Raw genomic sequence first — 17553 nt, forward strand, 5'->3', positions numbered from 1 at the left:
ATTTCGAATCGACCCTATACAGATAAAACAGGAGTGGTATAAATGACACTGAAGGAGCTTAGAGAGCATCGCCAATATCCGGAGCAAACGAAGTCGGATGCTTCGCGCGCGGTTTACGAGCGGGATTATTCGCGCCTGATCCATTCGCCGACGTTTCGCCGGCTGCAAGGAAAATCACAGGTATTCGGTGCCGGCACCGGCGATTATTACCGGACGCGATTAACGCATTCGCTTGAGGTTGCACAGATTGCGCGTGAAGCGGCGCGGAGCCTGACCCGCAATTACCCTGAAGTGATGCCGGAACAGGCGGAGAATGCCGGGCTGATGATTGACCCCGAGGTGGTGGAATGCGCGGCGATCGCGCATGATTTTGGGCATCCTCCATTCGGTCACAAGGGCGAAGAGGTGCTGCAGGGCATTCTGGAGAAACATATTGACCGGAGAACCGAGAAGGAGCTGACACGTCAGCCGGGCACGCCTACACCGGAGCAGGCAGCCGAGGTACAGCAGGCGATGCGGCGTAAGTATGAGCATTTTGAAGGGAATGCGCACAATTTTCGGCTGATCATGTTTTTGGAGAAAAGAGAGAACGTCAACGGACTCAATCTGTCCGATGCAGTGCTGCTTGGCATCAATAAATATCCGTTCTCCGGATTGGATAATCACAAGGGGATGTACCGGCATGAATGGGAATACATCTCTCATATCCGGAAGGAGTGGCAAATTCCCGGCACGCATCGAACGCTCGAAGCGCAGCTGATGGATCTTTGCGATGACATCGCCTATTCCGCGCATGATCTGGAGGATGGCATCAAAGCCGGGAAGATCGAGGTGCATGAACACTTTTTGCGGGACAGTCACCTGAACAAACTGATCGTGCAGAAGATCATGACGCTGGAAGACGAGGTATGGAAGGGATGGACCAAGGAGCAGATCCAACCGAAAGTGGATTTGGTGCTGGACGAGTTTCTGAAAATCTGGAACGAGAAAATGCCGACCTGCGAGAATGACTATTCCCGTACCCGGCGGGAGGTCAAGGCTTACTGGGTCAGCCTCTTTGTAGGCAGCTTGGGCGTGATCACGAACGGGGATTGGAAAAAGGTGACGTTTGTTAAAGACGGCGTGGAAGATGAGGATATGCTGCGTACGGTCAGCGTCCTGAAGAGTTTTGCCTGGGTGACCATGATTCGCGACCTGCGGGTGCAGCGACTGCAAAAACGCAGCGAATGGATCATCAAGCGCTTGTGGGATGCTTTTCTGGATCCTGTCGCCTCAACGGCGATCATTCCGTCCGACTGGCTTCAGCGCTATGAGGCGGACCAGAAGCGGGCGCAGCCGATTTGGACATGGGAGCATATGGTGATTGATTATATCGCGGGCATGACGGACGCTTTTGCCGAGAAAATCTACAACGAGCTGTATGGCCTCAAGGTAGGCTCGATCTACGATTTGGATTAGCAGCGGTGAGCAGGTGTGTGGTTGCGTTGATAATGGTTCAGCTACCACCTGCTAATGAACCTGCATTTTATTCTATAGGAAGTTGAAATGCTGACGGAAGGGGGGATTGCATGAATAACCAATTGAAACTGAGCGTGCTTGATCTGGTTCCGCGTTTTGGAGAGAGTACGTTCGAAGAAGCCTTGCAGCAAGCGGTGATATTGGCTCAGAATGCGGAAGCATGGGGCTACGGGCGCTACTGGGCGGCAGAGCACCATGATCTGGAGCATTTGTCCTGTGCATCGCCCGAGATTTTGCTATCCCATATCGGCACCAGGACCGCGCGCATTCGGCTCGGCTCCGGGGCCGTGCTGCTGCCCCACTACAGCCCGCTGAAGGTGGCGGAGAATTTCCGCATGCTGGCAGCGCTGTATCCCGGACGCATCGATCTCGGGATTGGGCGGGCGCCGGGAGGTTCGGCGCATACGAGTATGGCGCTCAGCGGTAATTTTCTGGGCCATGTGGCGGATTTGCCACAGCGGATTCGGGCATTAACCGAACTGCTGGAGGATCGTTATCGCTACGAAGACGTGCCGGTTGCTGCGAAGCCGGTACCCGTAACCCCGCCCGTAATGTGGATGCTCGGCACGAATACGAAGAGTGCGGGTTATGCGGCTGAATTCGGTACGGGCTACGTATTCGGCCAGTTTATGAGCGATACAGACGGGGCGGAAGTTCTCCAATCTTACAGGGAAGCTTATCGGCCAAGCGCTCATCAGCATGAACCGCGCGCAATGGTGGCGGTAAGCGTGGTATGCGCGGCGACGGAGGAACAGGCGCAGAAGCTTGCCGCGGAGATACCCCGACCAGGGCAGGGCAGCGTATCGACGGGCCGTAAGGAAACGGCCGATCATGAACAAAGCCCAGTCTTGGCTGCGATCGGACAAGCAGAAATTGGTGGGAGCGGCGGCGATACACATTCCAGTGGCAGAACAGCAGCCACGATCCATGAAGGGGATCCTCAAGGGAATTCAGCGTCAGAATCCGGAGATCCGGCCCCGTCCGGTTCCGATTCGTCAGGCCCATCCCAGCGGCTAATCATCGGCACGCCTGCAAGTGTGCGAAACAGACTGCAGCATATGGCAGAGCAGTATCGGTGTGACGAGTTCCTGATCGTCACGCCGGTAAGTGATGACAATGCACGGCTGGAATCCTATCGGCTGTTAATGGAGCAGCAGTCAATTGCTGCACATATATAATAGAAGAGAGACGAAATTAAATGATGCATTCAAACGATAATGACATTACTTTTGGTCCATCCTTCATAAGCGATAAGTCCACTTATCTGTACACGTATGCCTGTCATGAAACGGAGCGTGAGCTGTGCTTGATGGAGCTGACGGAGCTGTTCGGTCATGAGCCTGACGGTGAGGATTGGCTGGTAAGCGAGCAATGGGTTGATCCGGATCGGAGCCCGTTCTTATCAGCCTGTATCGACGTCAGGATGACTGGAGAATCCATCGAAGAAATGGCCGAGCAAGCAGACCGCATTCATCTTAACCACGCAAGCTTCAAAGTCGTCTGTCTCAAGGCGGGAGATCGGTTCAGTTATGAACAATCACGCGGGTATGAGCGGGTGGTAGGCCGCCAAATTACAGGAATTGCACAGATGAAAGCCCCGGATGTCACGCTCGGTATGATATCAACAGGCGGCATCTGGAGATTGGGACTCCTTCATGAACCTGAACGCGCATGGCTGAAGCATAAACAGAAGCCGCAAAATTACTCCACAGGCCTCAGCTCGCGCATCGCGAGGGCACTGGTCAACCTGGCAGTTCCTCGATTAAGCGAAGTGACGCTCCTGGATCCCTGCTGCGGCATGGGGAATGTATTAATCGAGGCGTTCTCGATGGGAATCGCGGCCGAGGGGCGTGACATCAATCCGCTTGCCATTCGGGGAGCGAGGGTGAATCTGAGGCACTACGGTTATGATGACAACAAAGTTGCCATTCAGGATATGAATACATTGCAAGGGCATTATGATGCCGCGATCCTGGATCTGCCGTATAATCTGTGTTCTGTTTTCCCTGAAGAAGAGAAGCTGCAGATGCTGCAAAGCTTACGTCGGTTGTCAGATCGAGCTGTCATCGTCAGCACAGAGCCATTACACGAGTTGCTGATGAGCACGGGCTGGAAGGTCCTGCGTCATTGCACGACCCGCAAGGGGAGTTTTGTGAGGGATATCTGGTTGTGCGAATAGTGGTGCCACCTATCTATTCTCCAGGGTCATAACGATATTTCTCTAAATCGATGATGCCTTTGGGATTGACAGCAACGCCTTCATCCTGGAGGTACAGCTCCTGCATGAGTCTCGATTCATCGTCCTTGATGGCGATTTCTCCTTTTGCGTTGACGACCCGATGCCACGGCAGCTTGTGAATATGACTGAGGGTGTGAAGTATTCTGACGACTTGTCGTGCGCCCCTTGGGCTGCCGGCCAGTCTGGCCACCTGTCCATACGTCATGACATATCCTTCCGGAATGCTCCGGATCACTTCAATTACACGTTCCGTATACGGCTGCATCGATTCTCTCTCCCATTGCGTATAAAAGTAGTAAAAAAATAAAAAGGGGCGTCCCGGAAGGTATGAAAACCTCGGGACGTTCCTTTTGTTGTATAGATCTTGTGGTCTATGTTGCACGATCGATTCCCGGCTCCTTTGAGAGCAGGATTAAAGCTGTACTAAGGACTTGTTACCTGGTCTTAGTACGACTTGCTATAATCGATTACATTTCGCGACAGGGGCTTACCGCCTACATAATTCTGCAAATTCTCCAGGAAAATATCCACGGCACGCTCGCCGTAGCGATCCGTATCGCCCGCCATATGCGGGGTCATGATGACGTTGTCCATGGACCACAGCGGATGGTCTGAAGGAAGCGGTTCTTCCTCGAAGACATCCAGTCCAGCACCTGCTAAGGCTCCGGATTGAAGTGCCCGAATCATGTCTTCGGTTACTACGGTTTGACCCCGGCCCACATTAACGAAGAAGGCGGAGTCCTTCATCGCCGAGAATCTTGCCTCATTGAACAGTCCGCGGGTATCATCCGTGAGCGGCAGGATGTTCACGATATAATCACCTTCAGCCAGCGCTTCATCGAGCTGATCGACCTTATACATCGCTTCCACATAAGGATCGGATTTGCCGGAATGACGGACCCCGACGGTCCGCATACCGAACGCCTGGGCCACGCGCGCTGTATGACTGCCGATCTGGCCGACGCCGACGATGACGATGGTTTTGCCTGCCAATTCCGTGAACGTGCCGGACGTATCCCATTTGTTGTTCGATTGCTGTCGAATGGCTAGATGAAGGTTGCGCGTGAAGGCCAGAATCATCGCAAAAATATGCTCCGTGATCGGAACGCTATGTACGCCGCTGGCATTGGTAAGCTGAATGCCCTTTTCTTCGAGCTCTTTGAGCGGCATTTTATCGACACCGGCTGACCATGCTTGAATCCATTTCAGTTTGCAGGCCTCAGACAATATATCCTCCTGTATGGAGCGTGACCAGCCGATCATGATTTCGGCATCCTGAACGATGCTTGGCGTAAGCTCTTTCGCTTTCGTAACCAGCAGCTCGTAGTCGGGGGCGAGATCCCTGATTTTTTGCTGTTGTTCGGTGGTTAAGTCGTGTATGGCAACGATTTTCGGCATGGTGCTACCTCCTAAGGAATGTGATATAAACCAGAATAAAAGTGTTAAACTCTTTGGGAACATATTATCAGAAATCATCACTTTGCGCATGGACGAACTGTCCGGATTGGAAAATTTGTACATGAATTTTTGTCCGGTTTATGGTAAATTGAAGCTTCATCATATTTTTAGGCGAATTTGATGTACCCCTCATACTATTTTCAGGTATTGTTGCTCAAACTATAAACGAACCAAGAAAACATGGTGCTTATTGCGGCCAAGCGGCTGCTTAGGATAAAAGAGATTGGAAGGAAGTGTCTTAGTTGAGCCATTCGGCTGAGGGAGCTATGGATCGTTTATTTGTTGCCGTACATCTGCCTTCGGAGGTGTCGTCCCGAATTCAGGAATGGACGGAAACATTGGGAGAGCAGGTAACTTTTAAAAAATGGGTTCATCCGCAGGATTACCACATAACCTTACAGTTTCTAGGCGATACGCCGTCAAATCGCATAGCTGAGCTCACAGCGGCGCTGCAGGAAGTCGCTAAGGAGCATAAGCCCTTCAAGCTTGGCCTTTATGATGCCGGCGTGTTTGGGGCAAGCGTCTCGCCAAGAATTTTATGGGCGGGAGTCGGCGGGGATTTGAATGCTCTGTCTCAGCTTCAGCAATCGGTGGTATCGAGGATGGAGGCTTTCGGATTTGTCCCGGAGGAGCGACCGTTTCGTCCGCATATTACGGTTGGCCGGAAATTTCAAGGAAACCACAAATTTTCATTGGATGTTATCGGAACAGGACCCAGGCCCATCCAGTGGGAAGTGCAGCAGCTCGTTCTTTTTCGAACAAATTTGCATGCAACTCCAATGTACGAAACAGTAGGCGTGGCGCGGCTTTCGACCATTTTCTGAAACTGAAAATAGAATGTTCATAAAATTACCATGTTTTCAACGCCTAAAAATGTGGTTACATAGTGTAGGAATGTGCCGACATCATAGGAGGAAAAATATGGTTATGAAAGTGCTACGGCAAAATCGCTGGGTTGCGCTGCTCATCGGAGCGCTCTTTGTGAGTTTGTCTCTTATAAGTTTACTTGGAATGCAGACAATGGCGGAAGGGGAAGAACAGCAGCAGGATATGCCGAAATTCGTTACGGCTGCCCCGGCTCTTGTAAATGACCCTGATCTATTAGTAAAAGACGCGAGTACCAAGCAGGATAGGGAACCTGTCAATATTTTGTCTTCAATTGTTTTCCAAGAGTGGAATAAGCCGGGGAGCAAGAGTCATGCTTTTTCAAATACAAAAGGCATAGGTTTGGCTGAAAACGGATATTGGAACTCGCAACAAGCATTGAAGGCTGCAGATGAGAAAAAGAAACCATCGAAATCTCAGGCTGCGGACGGGAAACCGGCAAAACAAAAGGGGACGCATGTCGTCAAATCTCAGACTGAAAGCTTAACACCCCCCACAACTTTATTCTTCACAAGAACAAATACGTTAACCCAGGATCAGAAAGCCAAAGCGACCTGGACCTATGATTTGTCAGCTGAAGAACTGCTTCTGCTCCAGAAGATTGTCATGGCAGAGGCGGAAGGCGAACCGTACGAAGGCAAAGTAGCCGTTGCTAACGTTGTCTTAAACCGGCTGCGGTCCGCTAATTTTCCCGATACGATTACCGATGTCATCTATCAAAAGCACCAATTTAGTCCTGTAGCGAACGGGCGTCTTAAACGTGTCAAGCCGAACAAAGAGACGATTAAATCCGTGAATGCGGCACTTCATGGCCAAAAAGAGGTAAAGGACGATACGTACTTCTTCCTGTCTTTGAAGCTGGCTCAGGACCTGACGGTACATCATTCAAGAACATTTGTTAAAAAAATAGGAAATCACTCTTTTTACAAGTAGTGCCCATATGGGTAAACTAGGATGTAGGAGGTGTGTTTAAGCATGAATATTACGTATTACGGCCATTCTAGCATTTTGGTGGAAGAAGGCGGAGTTCGTGTGATCATCGACCCGCTGCTATCAGGGAATCCAGGCTCCGGCATTGAGCCCAAGGACGTAAAGGTGGATGCGGTTGTGCTGACGCATGGGCACTCCGACCATTTTGGCGATTGCATCGAGATTGCGAAGCAGAATGATTGCCCGATTATCGCGGTCTATGAACTCGCCGTGTATTGCGGCAGCCTGGGCGCCAAATCCCATGGAATGAATATCGGCGGAAGCGCGCAATTCGATGGTTTTAAGGTAAAGTTTACCCCGGCCTTTCATTCTTCATCCATTTCGGTAGGGGACACCTGGATCTATGCAGGGCAACCTGGTGGCGTCATTCTGACGATGGGCGGGAAAACATTCTATCATGCGGGCGATACGAGTTTGTTTGGCGATATGCGGTTGATCGGAGAGATGAACCAAATTGATGCAGCTGCGCTGCCGATTGGGGATTTATTGACGATGGGCCCACAGGACGCCCTGTTGGCCGCACAGTGGATTCGTGCGAAGCATGTAATCCCAATCCATTATGACACGTTCCCGGGCATTAAACAGGATGCAGGGGCCTTCTGCGACGAACTAGCCAAAACAGGCATTCAGGGACATCCATTGAAGGCTGGAGAAACGCTGGAAATATAGATGGATTTTTCATATAAAAAGCTTCCCTGTCACGAAGACAGGGAAGCTTTTTTGGGGTAAAAGTTCAAAGCGGAATTATAGAGCATGCTATAGATATCAGGGCTGGTCCGCCAACAATTTGATGGCTTCCTCACGACGATCGGGCATGCGCCCTTCGGTCAGCAATCCCATTACCTGGCTGGCGCAGTGGTCGGGCTCCAGATGCGGTATGCGCCGCCGGTCGGCTCCATTACGTTTCTTACTCACCTGATCATAATGATCGGACAGCAGGTTCAGCCATTTGTCGATCACGGAAGGAGAGTCCAAAATTTCCGCATAGCCTTCGCTGACAAAGAAATGGGAATTCACTTCTTCTTGTCCCGGGATAGGCTCATAGAATAGCATGGGAATTCCCTTGGCGGCTCCCTCTGTACACGTCATCCCGCCTGGCTTGGTAATGAGCAAATCCGACACTTCCATGAGGTTATGTATATCTTCGCGGTACCCGAGAACATGAATGTTGGGATGCTGAAAGATCGGGTCCTCACGCATGCTGGCAACCAGCTTCTCGTTCTGTCCCATACAGAAGACCAGCTGGATATCATCGGCCCTGCTGGCCAGCTTGCTGAGCAGCTCCTTGTTGAATACGAGACCCCAACCGCCCCCCATAATCAGTACGGTTGGCATGTTTTTTAATTGAAGCTCGGCTTGAAGCGCTTCTCGATTGCCCCTTTCCCAGAACTTGGGATGCACCGGAATGCCGGTCACATGAACGAATTCGGGCTGAATGTCCCGCCGTAGCAGCATTTGTTTCACATGAGGCGTTGATACGAGATATTCATCCACTTCCGGATTGACCCAGGTGCCATGGGCATCATAGTCGGTAATCAGCGTATAGAGCGGAACCTCGAGTCCCTGACGCTTCAGGCGGGAGACCACGGCGTTAGGGAAGGGGTGGGTACATATGATAAGATCCGGTTTCAGCTGCTCGATGACCTGCTGAGCCTGCGCGTAGAATATACGGTGCAGCGCGAGCCGCGTCAAACGGTTTAGCGATTTCTTATATTGCGAACGGTACAGCATGCCGACAAGGCGCGGACGGGTGCTGACGGTTTTTCGATAAGCGGATAAGATTAACGGCCCCATGGTTGGATTCAAAAAATTGCCGAGCTCAATGACACGGCAGTGGATGCCGGGATTCATCCGTTGTATACCTTCAGCCAGCGCATACGCTGCTTGCGTATGACCTGTGCCGAAACCCTCGGAAAAGAGGAGCACTCTTGTATATCGCATGGTTTCACCTACTTCTTTCTCCCTCTATCTTACAAAACAGGAATCATTTTTTGAAGAGCGGCGCGAAAAAAAAGAGTATGCATCATAAGTATACGCGCAAAAGGGAAAAGCATTTCAATTATTTTACGGCTGGGTGTCAGAGTGTACCCTTACATTAGACGACATGATAAAATTTGAACCCTGCATTCAGAATATTAAAAAATTTAACGAAAAGATATTGCAATGCCACCGATTATCTGGTAAAGTGATTTTTGACCGAATGACCGAAAAAGTATTTTGGTCAGTTTTGAAATGAAGGCCAATCTAAAAGATCAAGAAGGAGGGGTAAGCATGTCAGCTGTGGACCGTCGGAAGCAGGTGCTGGATGCTGCCTCCAAGTCGTTTGCTTTGTTCGGATATAAAGCGACGACGATGGAACAGGTGGCGAAGATTGCAAATGTAGGGAAAGGTACGATCTACACGTTTTTCACGAATAAGGATGAGCTGTTTGACGAGATTTTGCTGTCGGCCATTATGGAGATGAAGCGTATTGCCGAGCGGGAGATCCGGAAGGACAGAGATTTCTTCGACAATCTGTATCGGGTGCTGGATGCGCTGCTTGAATTCCGAGGCGAGCATGAGCTGTTCATTAAGCTATCGCAAGAGGTGCGGGATATTGGCACGCCGAAGGCGCATGAAGGATTGACGAAAGTGGAGAACGGGATCGTCGGATATCTCGAGGGAATTGTGGAGCAGGCCATATCGATCGGTGAGCTCAAGCCGCTGGATGCTCAAGTGGTATCCTTCGTGATGCTGAAACTGTACGTTGCCCTCACGACGGACTTCAATCAGCTTCACAAGCCGCTAAGCAAGGAACAGATCAAGGAATATATGATGGTGTTCTTGGCTGACGGGTTGAAGGCTACTTCATAAGAAGAATACAGGAACCTCCTTCGTGATGAGGAAGGCGGACTCTCTAGGCTTTGAGGGATCGTCTTCCTTGCCAGGGATCGTTTTTTTTGGCCTAAACTGACTGATTGAGGATATTGGTCATTATGTACTGGAATGTGATCTGCTCTGATGCAGATTCATGTCGGCTGGTTATCTAGAGAAAAAAGGAGAGAGACTGGGATGAAGTCATTATCTGTATTTGCAAAAGATCTTGGGGCTGCCGTTCGGAATAAAAAAATATTGATTCCGATCATCGCGGTGCTGTTCATACCGGTCATGTACAGCGGTATGTTCCTCGGGGCCTTCTGGGACCCGTACGGGAAGATGGATGATTTGCCCGTTGCGGTCGTCAATAACGACCAGGGCGCTGTTTTTGAAGGAAAGACGCTTCACGCCGGCGAGGATTTGGTTGCCGAGCTGAAGAAGGGAAAAGATTTTAATTGGCAATTCGTTAATCGGCAGGAAGCGGAGCAGGGCATGCAGGATAACAAGTACTACATGACCATCAGCATCCCCGAGAATTTCTCCCAGCAGGCAACAACCTTAATGGATGAACATCCGCAGCCTGCGCAGATCGTATTTGAGCCGAATGAAGGCTACAACTTCCTGGCGGCCCAGATCGGCGGATCTGCGGTGAAGCAGATTCAGTCCAAGGTGTCCGCGAAAGTGACGGAAGCCTATACGGAAACCCTGTTCGATCAAGTAGCCAAGGTATCCGATGGCTTGAGCGAAGCTGGAGACGGTGCAACCAAGATATCCGAAGGTGCCGTGAAGCTGGATGACGGTGCCGTGAAGCTAAAGGAAAATCTGGCTAAACTCGTCAGCGGCACACAGGAGCTTCAGAATGGAATCGCGCCTTTGACCAAAGGCGTGCAGGAGCTGAATAACGGTGCGGGCAAGTTGAACACAGGAGCCGGCACTCTCGCTTCCGGCTTGGATCAGCTTAAAGCGGGTCACAGCAAGCTGCAAGCGGGAGCTGAGGAAGCTAGCAAGGGCGGTGCCAAGCTGCAAGCGGGGATTGAATCTGCCGCAGCCGGCAGCACCACTCTGAATGAAGGCCTCCAAGCCAATCAGGCAGGGGCGGCCCAGCTTGCCGCAGGCGCGAAAAGCGCTCATGAAGGCAGCAGCAGCCTGAAAACCGGGCTGAATCAATCGCTGGAGGCTACGGCTTCCTTGGAGCAAGGCGCCAAGGCCGTTGCAGACGGAATGAAGAAGCTGGCTGAAAGCAATCCGGAGCTGGCGCAAAGTCCGGAGGTTCAGCAGCTGCTGGCTGCAAGCCAATCCGTTGCCAACGGCACAAGCGGGCTCAATGCCGGTCAGAAACAGCTGGCACAAGGCGCAGCCGAGCTGAATCAAGGCACATTGCAGCTGCAGGAAGGCGCAGGCAAGCTGAGCGCAGGAGCGAATCAGCTGGCTGAAGGCGGCAAACAGCTCGCAGCTGGCGGTCAAGAGCTGCTGGCTGGTGCCAAACAGCTGAGCGCCGGCCAAAGCCAATTGGTTGACGGCATGAAGCTGTTCGGCACGAAGCTGAGCGAAGCAGCAGCTGGCGGTAAACAGCTCGCAAGCGGAGCAGCCACCCTTTCGCAAGGCACACAGCAGCTTGCAGGAGGAGCGGGCAAGCTCGGAAGTGGCGTTACAACGCTTGCCGACGGCTCGAAAAAGCTGGATTCCGGAGCCGGTGAGCTGGTAAACGGGATGAGTGAATTGAAGGAAGGCAGCGGAGAGCTTGCAGGCAAGCTGAACGAGGCTGCCGACAAGACAGGCGATATCAAAACAACCGACGAAACGGTCACCATGTTTGCCGGACCGGTACAGGTTGAAGAGCATAAAGTGAACGAAGTACCGAACTACGGTACGGGATTCGCACCATACTTCCTGTCGCTCGGTTTGTTTGTCGGAGCCTTGCTCTGTACGATTATCCTGCCGATCCGTGAAGCATCGGTACCGAACGCATCGGGCTGGAACCGGTTTGTCAGCCGTACGCTGTCCTTTACCGGTATGGGATTGATTCAAGCGCTTCTGGCATCGGTCGTTATGCTGTACGGATTGAAGCTTGAGGTACAGAGCGTTCCGCTCTTCTATCTCTTCTCCATCATTACGAGTTTGTCGTTCATGTTCCTGGTGCAAATGTTTGTAACCTGGCTGGATCAGCCTGGACGCTTCGTCGTCATCGTTATCCTGATCCTCCAATTGACAACAAGCGCAGGCACGTTCCCGGTAGAGCTGATTCCGAACTGGATGAAGGCATTGAATCCGCTGCTGCCGATGACTTACAGCGTAAAAGGCTACAAGGACGTCATATCCACAGGAAGTTTCGACGGCATGTGGGCGAATGTGGGTGTACTGGCCGGATTCGGTCTCGTATTCCTGGCACTGACCGCCGTGTACTTCCTGGCTACCCGAAACAACAAGAAAGCAGCAGACGCCAATACAGCGTTGACTGCATAAGCAAGATATCTATTATATGAAGGAAGAGGACTTTCCCGATGGTCGAGCAGATCTCGGGGAAGTCCTTTTTTGATGCTCGGGTGCGTGGCCATTGGAACCGACCTCGGAGTCGCATCATCTTATATTGGATCATGGTGATGATGATCACTTGCCCCTCCCGTTGGAGAGAAGGTGCAGGGAAAAAGATGAGCGGATGGTCGTGGAAATGAGATAAGGTGAACAAAAACGCCTGTTCGGAATGTTTTATTTGCATGTTTTTTTGCACTATTCTACATAAGTTTTAACTGTGTATTGTGATAACTCTCATAAAAACAATTCTTATCAAATTCATAAAAACTTTGAATTGCCTGCACTCTATGACGGTGATAAAATATATAGAACTAATAAATCTTACGTGTCAGGTAAATGTTACCCCTTGCCGCTTTTGCACAATACTGCATCACCTCAAGACAGTGTGTCACACTGCAGGAGAGGATTGATGTCCAACCTTTATGTTTTCCGTTATTGATCAGCAGCATTTTATTCTATACAAAGAAAGGTTGCATCTTATGAAACATACTGATTTTCCCCAGAAACAGGGCCTCTATGATCCGCAGTTTGAAAAAGATGCTTGCGGTATGGGATTTGTTGCCCATATCAAGGGTAAGCCATCCCATGAAATCGTAAGCAGCGCGCTGACCATGCTTGCTAATATGGAGCATCGCGGAGGACAGGGCAGCGAGCCGAACTCCGGTGACGGCGCTGGGATTATGCTGCAAATTCCTCACTCCTTCTTCTCCGCCGAAGCAGCGAAGCTGGGCTTTGAGCTTCCGGAAGCCGGGCATTATGGTGCCGGCATGCTGTTCCTATCCCATGACCCTGCTGTCCGCTCGGCCCATGAGGATCAGTTGGCTTCGATTATTGCTAAAGAAGGCCAGACCCTGCTCGGATTCCGTGATGTCCCGACCCATGATGAAATGCTGGGTAAATCCGCAAAAGCGGCAAAGCCGTACGTCCGCCAAGTGTTCATCGGACGAAGTTCCGACATTCAGGATGATCTCTCGTTCGAGCGCAAGCTGTATGTCATCCGCCGCCGCGCCGAGCTGGCTATCCGTTACAGCGGAAAGCCCGAAGGCGACAGCTTCTATGTATCCAGCCTGTCCTGCCGGAAGATCGTATACAAAGGTATGTTAACGACGGAGCAGGTAGGGGAATTTTACCTGGATCTGCAGCAAGAGGGATTGGAATCCGCTATTGCGCTGATTCACTCCCGTTTCAGTACGAACACGTTCCCAAGCTGGGAACGCGCGCATCCGTACCGCTTCATGATTCACAACGGCGAGATCAACACGCTGCGCGGGAATGTAAACTGGATGCATGCCCGTCAATCGCTGTTCGAGCATGAACTGTTCGGAAGCGATCTCGAGAAGGTTAAACCTGTCATCAACCCGGACGGATCCGATACCGGGATGTTCGATAATACATTTGAATTCCTGTATCTCAGCGGTCGTTCCCTGCCGCATGTGGCCATGATGATGGTCCCTGAGCCGTGGAGCAACCATGAGAGTATGGATAAGACCAAAAAAGCATTCTATGAATACCACAGCACGCTGATGGAACCATGGGACGGCCCGGCTGCGATGGCGTTCACGGACGGCGTTCAGATCGGGGCTACCCTGGACCGGAACGGATTGCGTCCATCCCGTTATTATGTAACAAAGGATGACCTGATCATTCTGTCCTCCGAAGCGGGCGTTCTGGATATTCCGCCGGAAAACGTGCTGTACAAGGACCGCTTGCGTCCCGGCCGGATGCTGCTCGTTGACACGAAGGAAGGTCGGATCATCTCTGACGAAGAAGTCAAAGCAAGCATCGCCGCGGAACTTCCATACTCTGAATGGCTGGATGAGCATCTGGTAGAGCTTCATGATCTCCCTGACGCGCCGGAACTGCCGGATCCGAAGCATGAAAATGTACGTCAGCTGCAGCAAGCCTTCGGTTATACGTATGAGGAGCTGCGCAAAGTCATCGAGCCGATGGCGATCACGGGTGCGGAAGCTGTCGCATCCATGGGATACGATGCACCGCTTGCGGTGTTATCCGACCGTCCGCAGCGTTTGTTCAACTACTTCAAGCAGATGTTCGCCCAGGTGACGAACCCGCCCATTGATGCGATTCGTGAAGAACTGGTCACTTCAACGGCAACAACGATCGGTCCGGAGCGCAATCTGCTGAAGCCCGAGCCGGAAAGCTGCCGTCACATCCGTCTGGATTCGCCGGTGCTATCGAATGAAGATTTTGCGAAGCTGCGCCACGTTCGCCGTCCCGGCTTCAAGTCCATGACCATTCCGATATTCTTCCCGGCAGCGGAAGGAGCAGAAGGGCTTCGTCAAGCGATCCATACCCTCTGCGAGGCAGCGGACCGGGTCATTGCCAAGGGCCATAACATCTTGATCTTGTCGGACCGCGGTGTAGATAAAGACAATGCGGCGATTCCATCGCTGCTTGCCGTATCGTCACTCCACCATCATCTGATCCGTCAGGGAACCCGGACCAAGGTGGCGATCCTGCTTGAATCCGGTGAGCCTCGCGAAGTACATCATTACGCCCTGCTGCTCGGTTACGGCGTGAGCGCGGTCAACCCGTATCTGGCGTTCGAAACACTGGATGACATGATTGCGGAAGGCATGCTTCGCGGGATCTCGCATGAGAAAGCCGTGAAGAATTACATTAAAGCGGCAAGCAAGAGCGTCGTTAAAGTTTTATCGAAAATGGGGATCTCCACGATCCAATCTTATCGCGGAGCTCAAATCTTTGAGGCTGTCGGCCTCAAAGAAGATTTCGTAGAAAGCTATTTCACACGGACGCCGTCCCGTATCGGGGGGATCGGTCTGGAAGAAGTGGCCAAGGAAACCCTGGCTCATCACGAGCGTGCCTTTACTGATAAGGACGGGAACGATAAAGCGCTGGATTCAGCCGGCGAATATCAATGGAGAGCTGACGGGGAAGAGCATTTGTTCAACCCGAGAACCATCCATTTGCTGCAGCAGGCGGTCCGCACCAATGACTATGCAACTTACAAGAAATACGCAGAGCTTGTGAAAGGTGAGAATGAGCAGCATCTTACGCTGCGCTCACTGCTCCAAATCAAGCCGGTCGGCGAGCCGGTACCACTGGATGAGGTTGAATCCGTAGAATCCATCATGCGCCGATTCAAAACGGGCGCGATGTCATTCGGCTCGATCAGCAAGGAAGCGCATGAGAGCCTTGCGATCGGGATGAACCGCATCGGAGGCAAGAGCAATACGGGTGAAGGCGGAGAGGATCCAGCCCGTTTCATCCCGGATGCTAACGGCGATTCCCGCCGCAGCGCCATCAAGCAGGTGGCTTCGGGACGTTTCGGCGTAACCTCCAACTACCTGGTGAACGCGGACGAAATCCAGATTAAGATGGCGCAGGGCGCGAAGCCGGGCGAAGGCGGACAGCTCCCGGGCCGTAAAGTGTATCCTTGGGTAGCCGAGGTTCGTGGTTCGACGCCGGGTGTTGGCCTGATCTCGCCGCCGCCGCATCATGATATCTACTCCATTGAGGATTTGGCAGAGCTTATTTACGACCTGAAGAACTCCAATCCGCGTGCGGATATCAACGTGAAGCTCGTATCCGAGGTGGGTGTGGGTACGATCGCTGCAGGTGTTGCGAAGGGCCGCGCGGATATCATTCTGGTCAGCGGTTACGATGGCGGTACGGGGGCTTCGCCGCAAGGCTCGATCCGTCATGCCGGTATGCCTTGGGAGCTTGGCCTTGCCGAAACCCATCAGACGCTCATCATGAACAATCTGCGTGACCGCGTCGTGCTCGAGACGGATGGCAAAATGCTGAACGGGCGCGACTTGGTGGTAGCGGCTCTGCTTGGAGCCGAAGAGTATGGGTTCTCTACGGCACCATTGGTTGCCATCGGATGTATCATGATGCGTGTCTGTCAAATGGACACCTGCCCGGTTGGCGTAGCCACTCAGAATCCGGAGCTGCGTAAGAACTTTACAGGAGATCCGGAGCATGTTGCCAACTTTATGCGCTTTGTCGCTCAAGACATGCGCGAGCTGATGGCAGAGCTGGGTTTCCGCACCATTAATGAGATGATTGGACGTACCGACTGCCTGGATGCCGTCAAAGCAGATCATCACTGGAAGAAGCAAGGCGTGGATATCTCCGCATTGCTGTATACGCCGGAGCTTCCGGAAGGCAGCACTCGCTATCGCAGTCAAAGACAGAATCATGGCCTGGAAGAAACGCTGGATATGCGTTCGCTGCTTGGCAGCGCTGCGCCTGCATTGGAATCGGGAGCGGCGGTGGAAGGCACCTTCCCGATCACAAACGTGGATCGTGCAGTGGGTACGATTCTAGGCAGTGAAGTCACGCGCAAATACGGCGCTGCCGGATTGCCGGAAGACACGATTCGTTTTAACTTCGTGGGGTCCGCAGGCCAGAGCTTTGGTGCCTTTGTGCCGAAAGGGATGACACTGACGGTTGAAGGAGATGCGAATGACTATATCGGTAAAGGCCTTTCCGGCGGCAAACTGATCGTGAAGCCTTCACCGAAAGCAACCTTCAAAGCCGAGGAGAATATCATTGCCGGTAATACTGCGTTTTATGGTGCTACAGGCGGCGAAGCCTATGTAAGAGGCATTGCCGGCGAGCGCTTTGCCGTTCGTAACTCGGGTGCGAGCATTGTGGTTGAAGGCGTCGGCGATCATGGCTGTGAATACATGACCGGCGGCCGGGTGGTTGTTCTCGGCGAAACCGGACGGAACTTCGCGGCTGGGATGTCCGGCGGCGTGGCCTACGTCTATGATCCTGAAGGAACTTTTGTGGATCGCTGCAATCTGGAGATGGTACTCCTTGAGCGCGTAGAGGAAACCGCAGAAGCGGAAGCACTCCATCATCTTATTCAGCAGCACGAGCAGTACACGGGCAGTGTGCCTGCACAGCAAATTCTAGGGGATTGGGATCAGGCGCTGAGCCGCTTTGTCCGTATCATTCCGAAGGATTACAAACGCATGCTGCTCCATATCGAGAAGGCTCAAGACCAAGGGCTGGCAGGTGAAGCTGCGCTTCTCGCCGCATTTGAGGCGAATATGAAAGAGCTGGCTCGTACAGGGAACTAA

The 17553-nt window shown here is 52.2% G+C and carries 12 protein-coding genes; 9 read left to right on the forward strand and 3 right to left on the reverse strand.

All coding sequences use genetic code 11. From position 1 onward, the window contains the following. Window positions 1–42: 42 nt before the first annotated feature. From AK95_RS24285 to AK95_RS24295, 3 genes are all read left to right on the forward strand, one after another. Window positions 43–1458: a deoxyguanosinetriphosphate triphosphohydrolase family protein gene (locus tag AK95_RS24285; RefSeq protein WP_071222477.1), complete on the forward strand. Its 1416-nt coding sequence runs from the start codon at window positions 43–45 to the stop codon at window positions 1456–1458. A 110-nt stretch (window positions 1459–1568) separates the two neighbouring features. Beyond that, window positions 1569–2696 (forward strand): MsnO8 family LLM class oxidoreductase, encoded by a 1128-nt coding sequence (locus AK95_RS24290; RefSeq protein ID WP_071222478.1) that lies wholly within the window; start codon window positions 1569–1571, stop codon window positions 2694–2696. A 20-nt stretch (window positions 2697–2716) separates the two neighbouring features. Next, window positions 2717–3697 (forward strand): TRM11 family SAM-dependent methyltransferase, encoded by a 981-nt coding sequence (locus tag AK95_RS24295; RefSeq protein WP_083397724.1) that lies wholly within the window; start codon window positions 2717–2719, stop codon window positions 3695–3697. Window positions 3698–3710: 13 nt separating this feature from the next. Here AK95_RS24295 and AK95_RS24300 read toward each other — a convergent pair whose 3' ends face one another. Together AK95_RS24300 and AK95_RS24305 are read right to left on the reverse strand one after the other, a co-directional pair. Next, window positions 3711–4022, reverse strand: coding sequence for an MGMT family protein (locus AK95_RS24300; RefSeq protein ID WP_071222479.1), 312 nt, complete (start codon window positions 4020–4022; stop codon window positions 3711–3713). Between the two features lie 179 nt (window positions 4023–4201). Then, window positions 4202–5155 (reverse strand): D-2-hydroxyacid dehydrogenase, encoded by a 954-nt coding sequence (locus AK95_RS24305; protein WP_071222480.1) that lies wholly within the window; start codon window positions 5153–5155, stop codon window positions 4202–4204. Window positions 5156–5457: 302 nt separating this feature from the next. On the opposite strand from AK95_RS24305, the gene thpR reads away from it, so the two are divergent. From thpR to AK95_RS24320, 3 genes are all read left to right on the forward strand, one after another. Further along, window positions 5458–6039 (forward strand): RNA 2',3'-cyclic phosphodiesterase, encoded by a 582-nt coding sequence (thpR, locus tag AK95_RS24310; RefSeq protein WP_201259427.1) that lies wholly within the window; start codon window positions 5458–5460, stop codon window positions 6037–6039. Between the two features lie 97 nt (window positions 6040–6136). Continuing rightward, window positions 6137–7033: a cell wall hydrolase gene (locus tag AK95_RS24315; protein ID WP_071222481.1), complete on the forward strand. Its 897-nt coding sequence runs from the start codon at window positions 6137–6139 to the stop codon at window positions 7031–7033. 42 nt (window positions 7034–7075) lie between these two features. Further along, entirely contained in the window at window positions 7076–7759 is a 684-nt protein-coding gene (locus tag AK95_RS24320; protein WP_071222482.1) for a metal-dependent hydrolase, read from the forward strand. A 96-nt stretch (window positions 7760–7855) separates the two neighbouring features. Here AK95_RS24320 and AK95_RS24325 read toward each other — a convergent pair whose 3' ends face one another. Further along, entirely contained in the window at window positions 7856–9031 is a 1176-nt protein-coding gene (locus AK95_RS24325; protein WP_071222483.1) for an MGDG synthase family glycosyltransferase, read from the reverse strand. A gap of 330 nt (window positions 9032–9361) precedes the next feature. Here AK95_RS24325 and AK95_RS24330 point away from each other — a divergent pair, with 330 nt between their 5' ends. The 3 genes from AK95_RS24330 (at window position 9362) to gltB (ending at window position 17553) form a co-directional block, all read left to right on the forward strand. Further along, window positions 9362–9943 (forward strand): TetR/AcrR family transcriptional regulator, encoded by a 582-nt coding sequence (locus tag AK95_RS24330; protein ID WP_071222484.1) that lies wholly within the window; start codon window positions 9362–9364, stop codon window positions 9941–9943. 198 nt (window positions 9944–10141) lie between these two features. Beyond that, a complete protein-coding gene (locus AK95_RS24335; protein ID WP_071222485.1) occupies window positions 10142–12409 on the forward strand; it encodes a YhgE/Pip domain-containing protein in 2268 nt (755 codons plus the stop codon). A 548-nt stretch (window positions 12410–12957) separates the two neighbouring features. Then, window positions 12958–17553: a glutamate synthase large subunit gene (gene gltB, locus AK95_RS24340; protein WP_071222723.1), complete on the forward strand. Its 4596-nt coding sequence runs from the start codon at window positions 12958–12960 to the stop codon at window positions 17551–17553.

Origin of the sequence: Paenibacillus sp. LC231, assembly GCF_001860525.1 — a bacterium.
Classification (GTDB): Bacteria; Bacillota; Bacilli; order Paenibacillales; family Paenibacillaceae; genus Paenibacillus_AQ.

Coding starts and splice junctions, on each gene's coding strand:
- AK95_RS24285 (WP_071222477.1), top strand. CDS start 43: ATGACACTGAAGGAGCTTAGAGAGCATCGCCAATATCCGGAGCAAACG.
- AK95_RS24290 (WP_071222478.1), top strand. CDS start 1,569: ATGAATAACCAATTGAAACTGAGCGTGCTTGATCTGGTTCCGCGTTTT.
- AK95_RS24295 (WP_083397724.1), top strand. CDS start 2,717: ATGATGCATTCAAACGATAATGACATTACTTTTGGTCCATCCTTCATA.
- AK95_RS24300 (WP_071222479.1), bottom strand. CDS start 4,022: ATGCAGCCGTATACGGAACGTGTAATTGAAGTGATCCGGAGCATTCCG.
- AK95_RS24305 (WP_071222480.1), bottom strand. CDS start 5,155: ATGCCGAAAATCGTTGCCATACACGACTTAACCACCGAACAACAGCAA.
- AK95_RS24315 (WP_071222481.1), top strand. CDS start 6,137: ATGGTTATGAAAGTGCTACGGCAAAATCGCTGGGTTGCGCTGCTCATC.
- AK95_RS24320 (WP_071222482.1), top strand. CDS start 7,076: ATGAATATTACGTATTACGGCCATTCTAGCATTTTGGTGGAAGAAGGC.
- AK95_RS24325 (WP_071222483.1), bottom strand. CDS start 9,031: ATGCGATATACAAGAGTGCTCCTCTTTTCCGAGGGTTTCGGCACAGGT.
- AK95_RS24330 (WP_071222484.1), top strand. CDS start 9,362: ATGTCAGCTGTGGACCGTCGGAAGCAGGTGCTGGATGCTGCCTCCAAG.
- AK95_RS24335 (WP_071222485.1), top strand. CDS start 10,142: ATGAAGTCATTATCTGTATTTGCAAAAGATCTTGGGGCTGCCGTTCGG.
- gltB (WP_071222723.1), top strand. CDS start 12,958: ATGAAACATACTGATTTTCCCCAGAAACAGGGCCTCTATGATCCGCAG.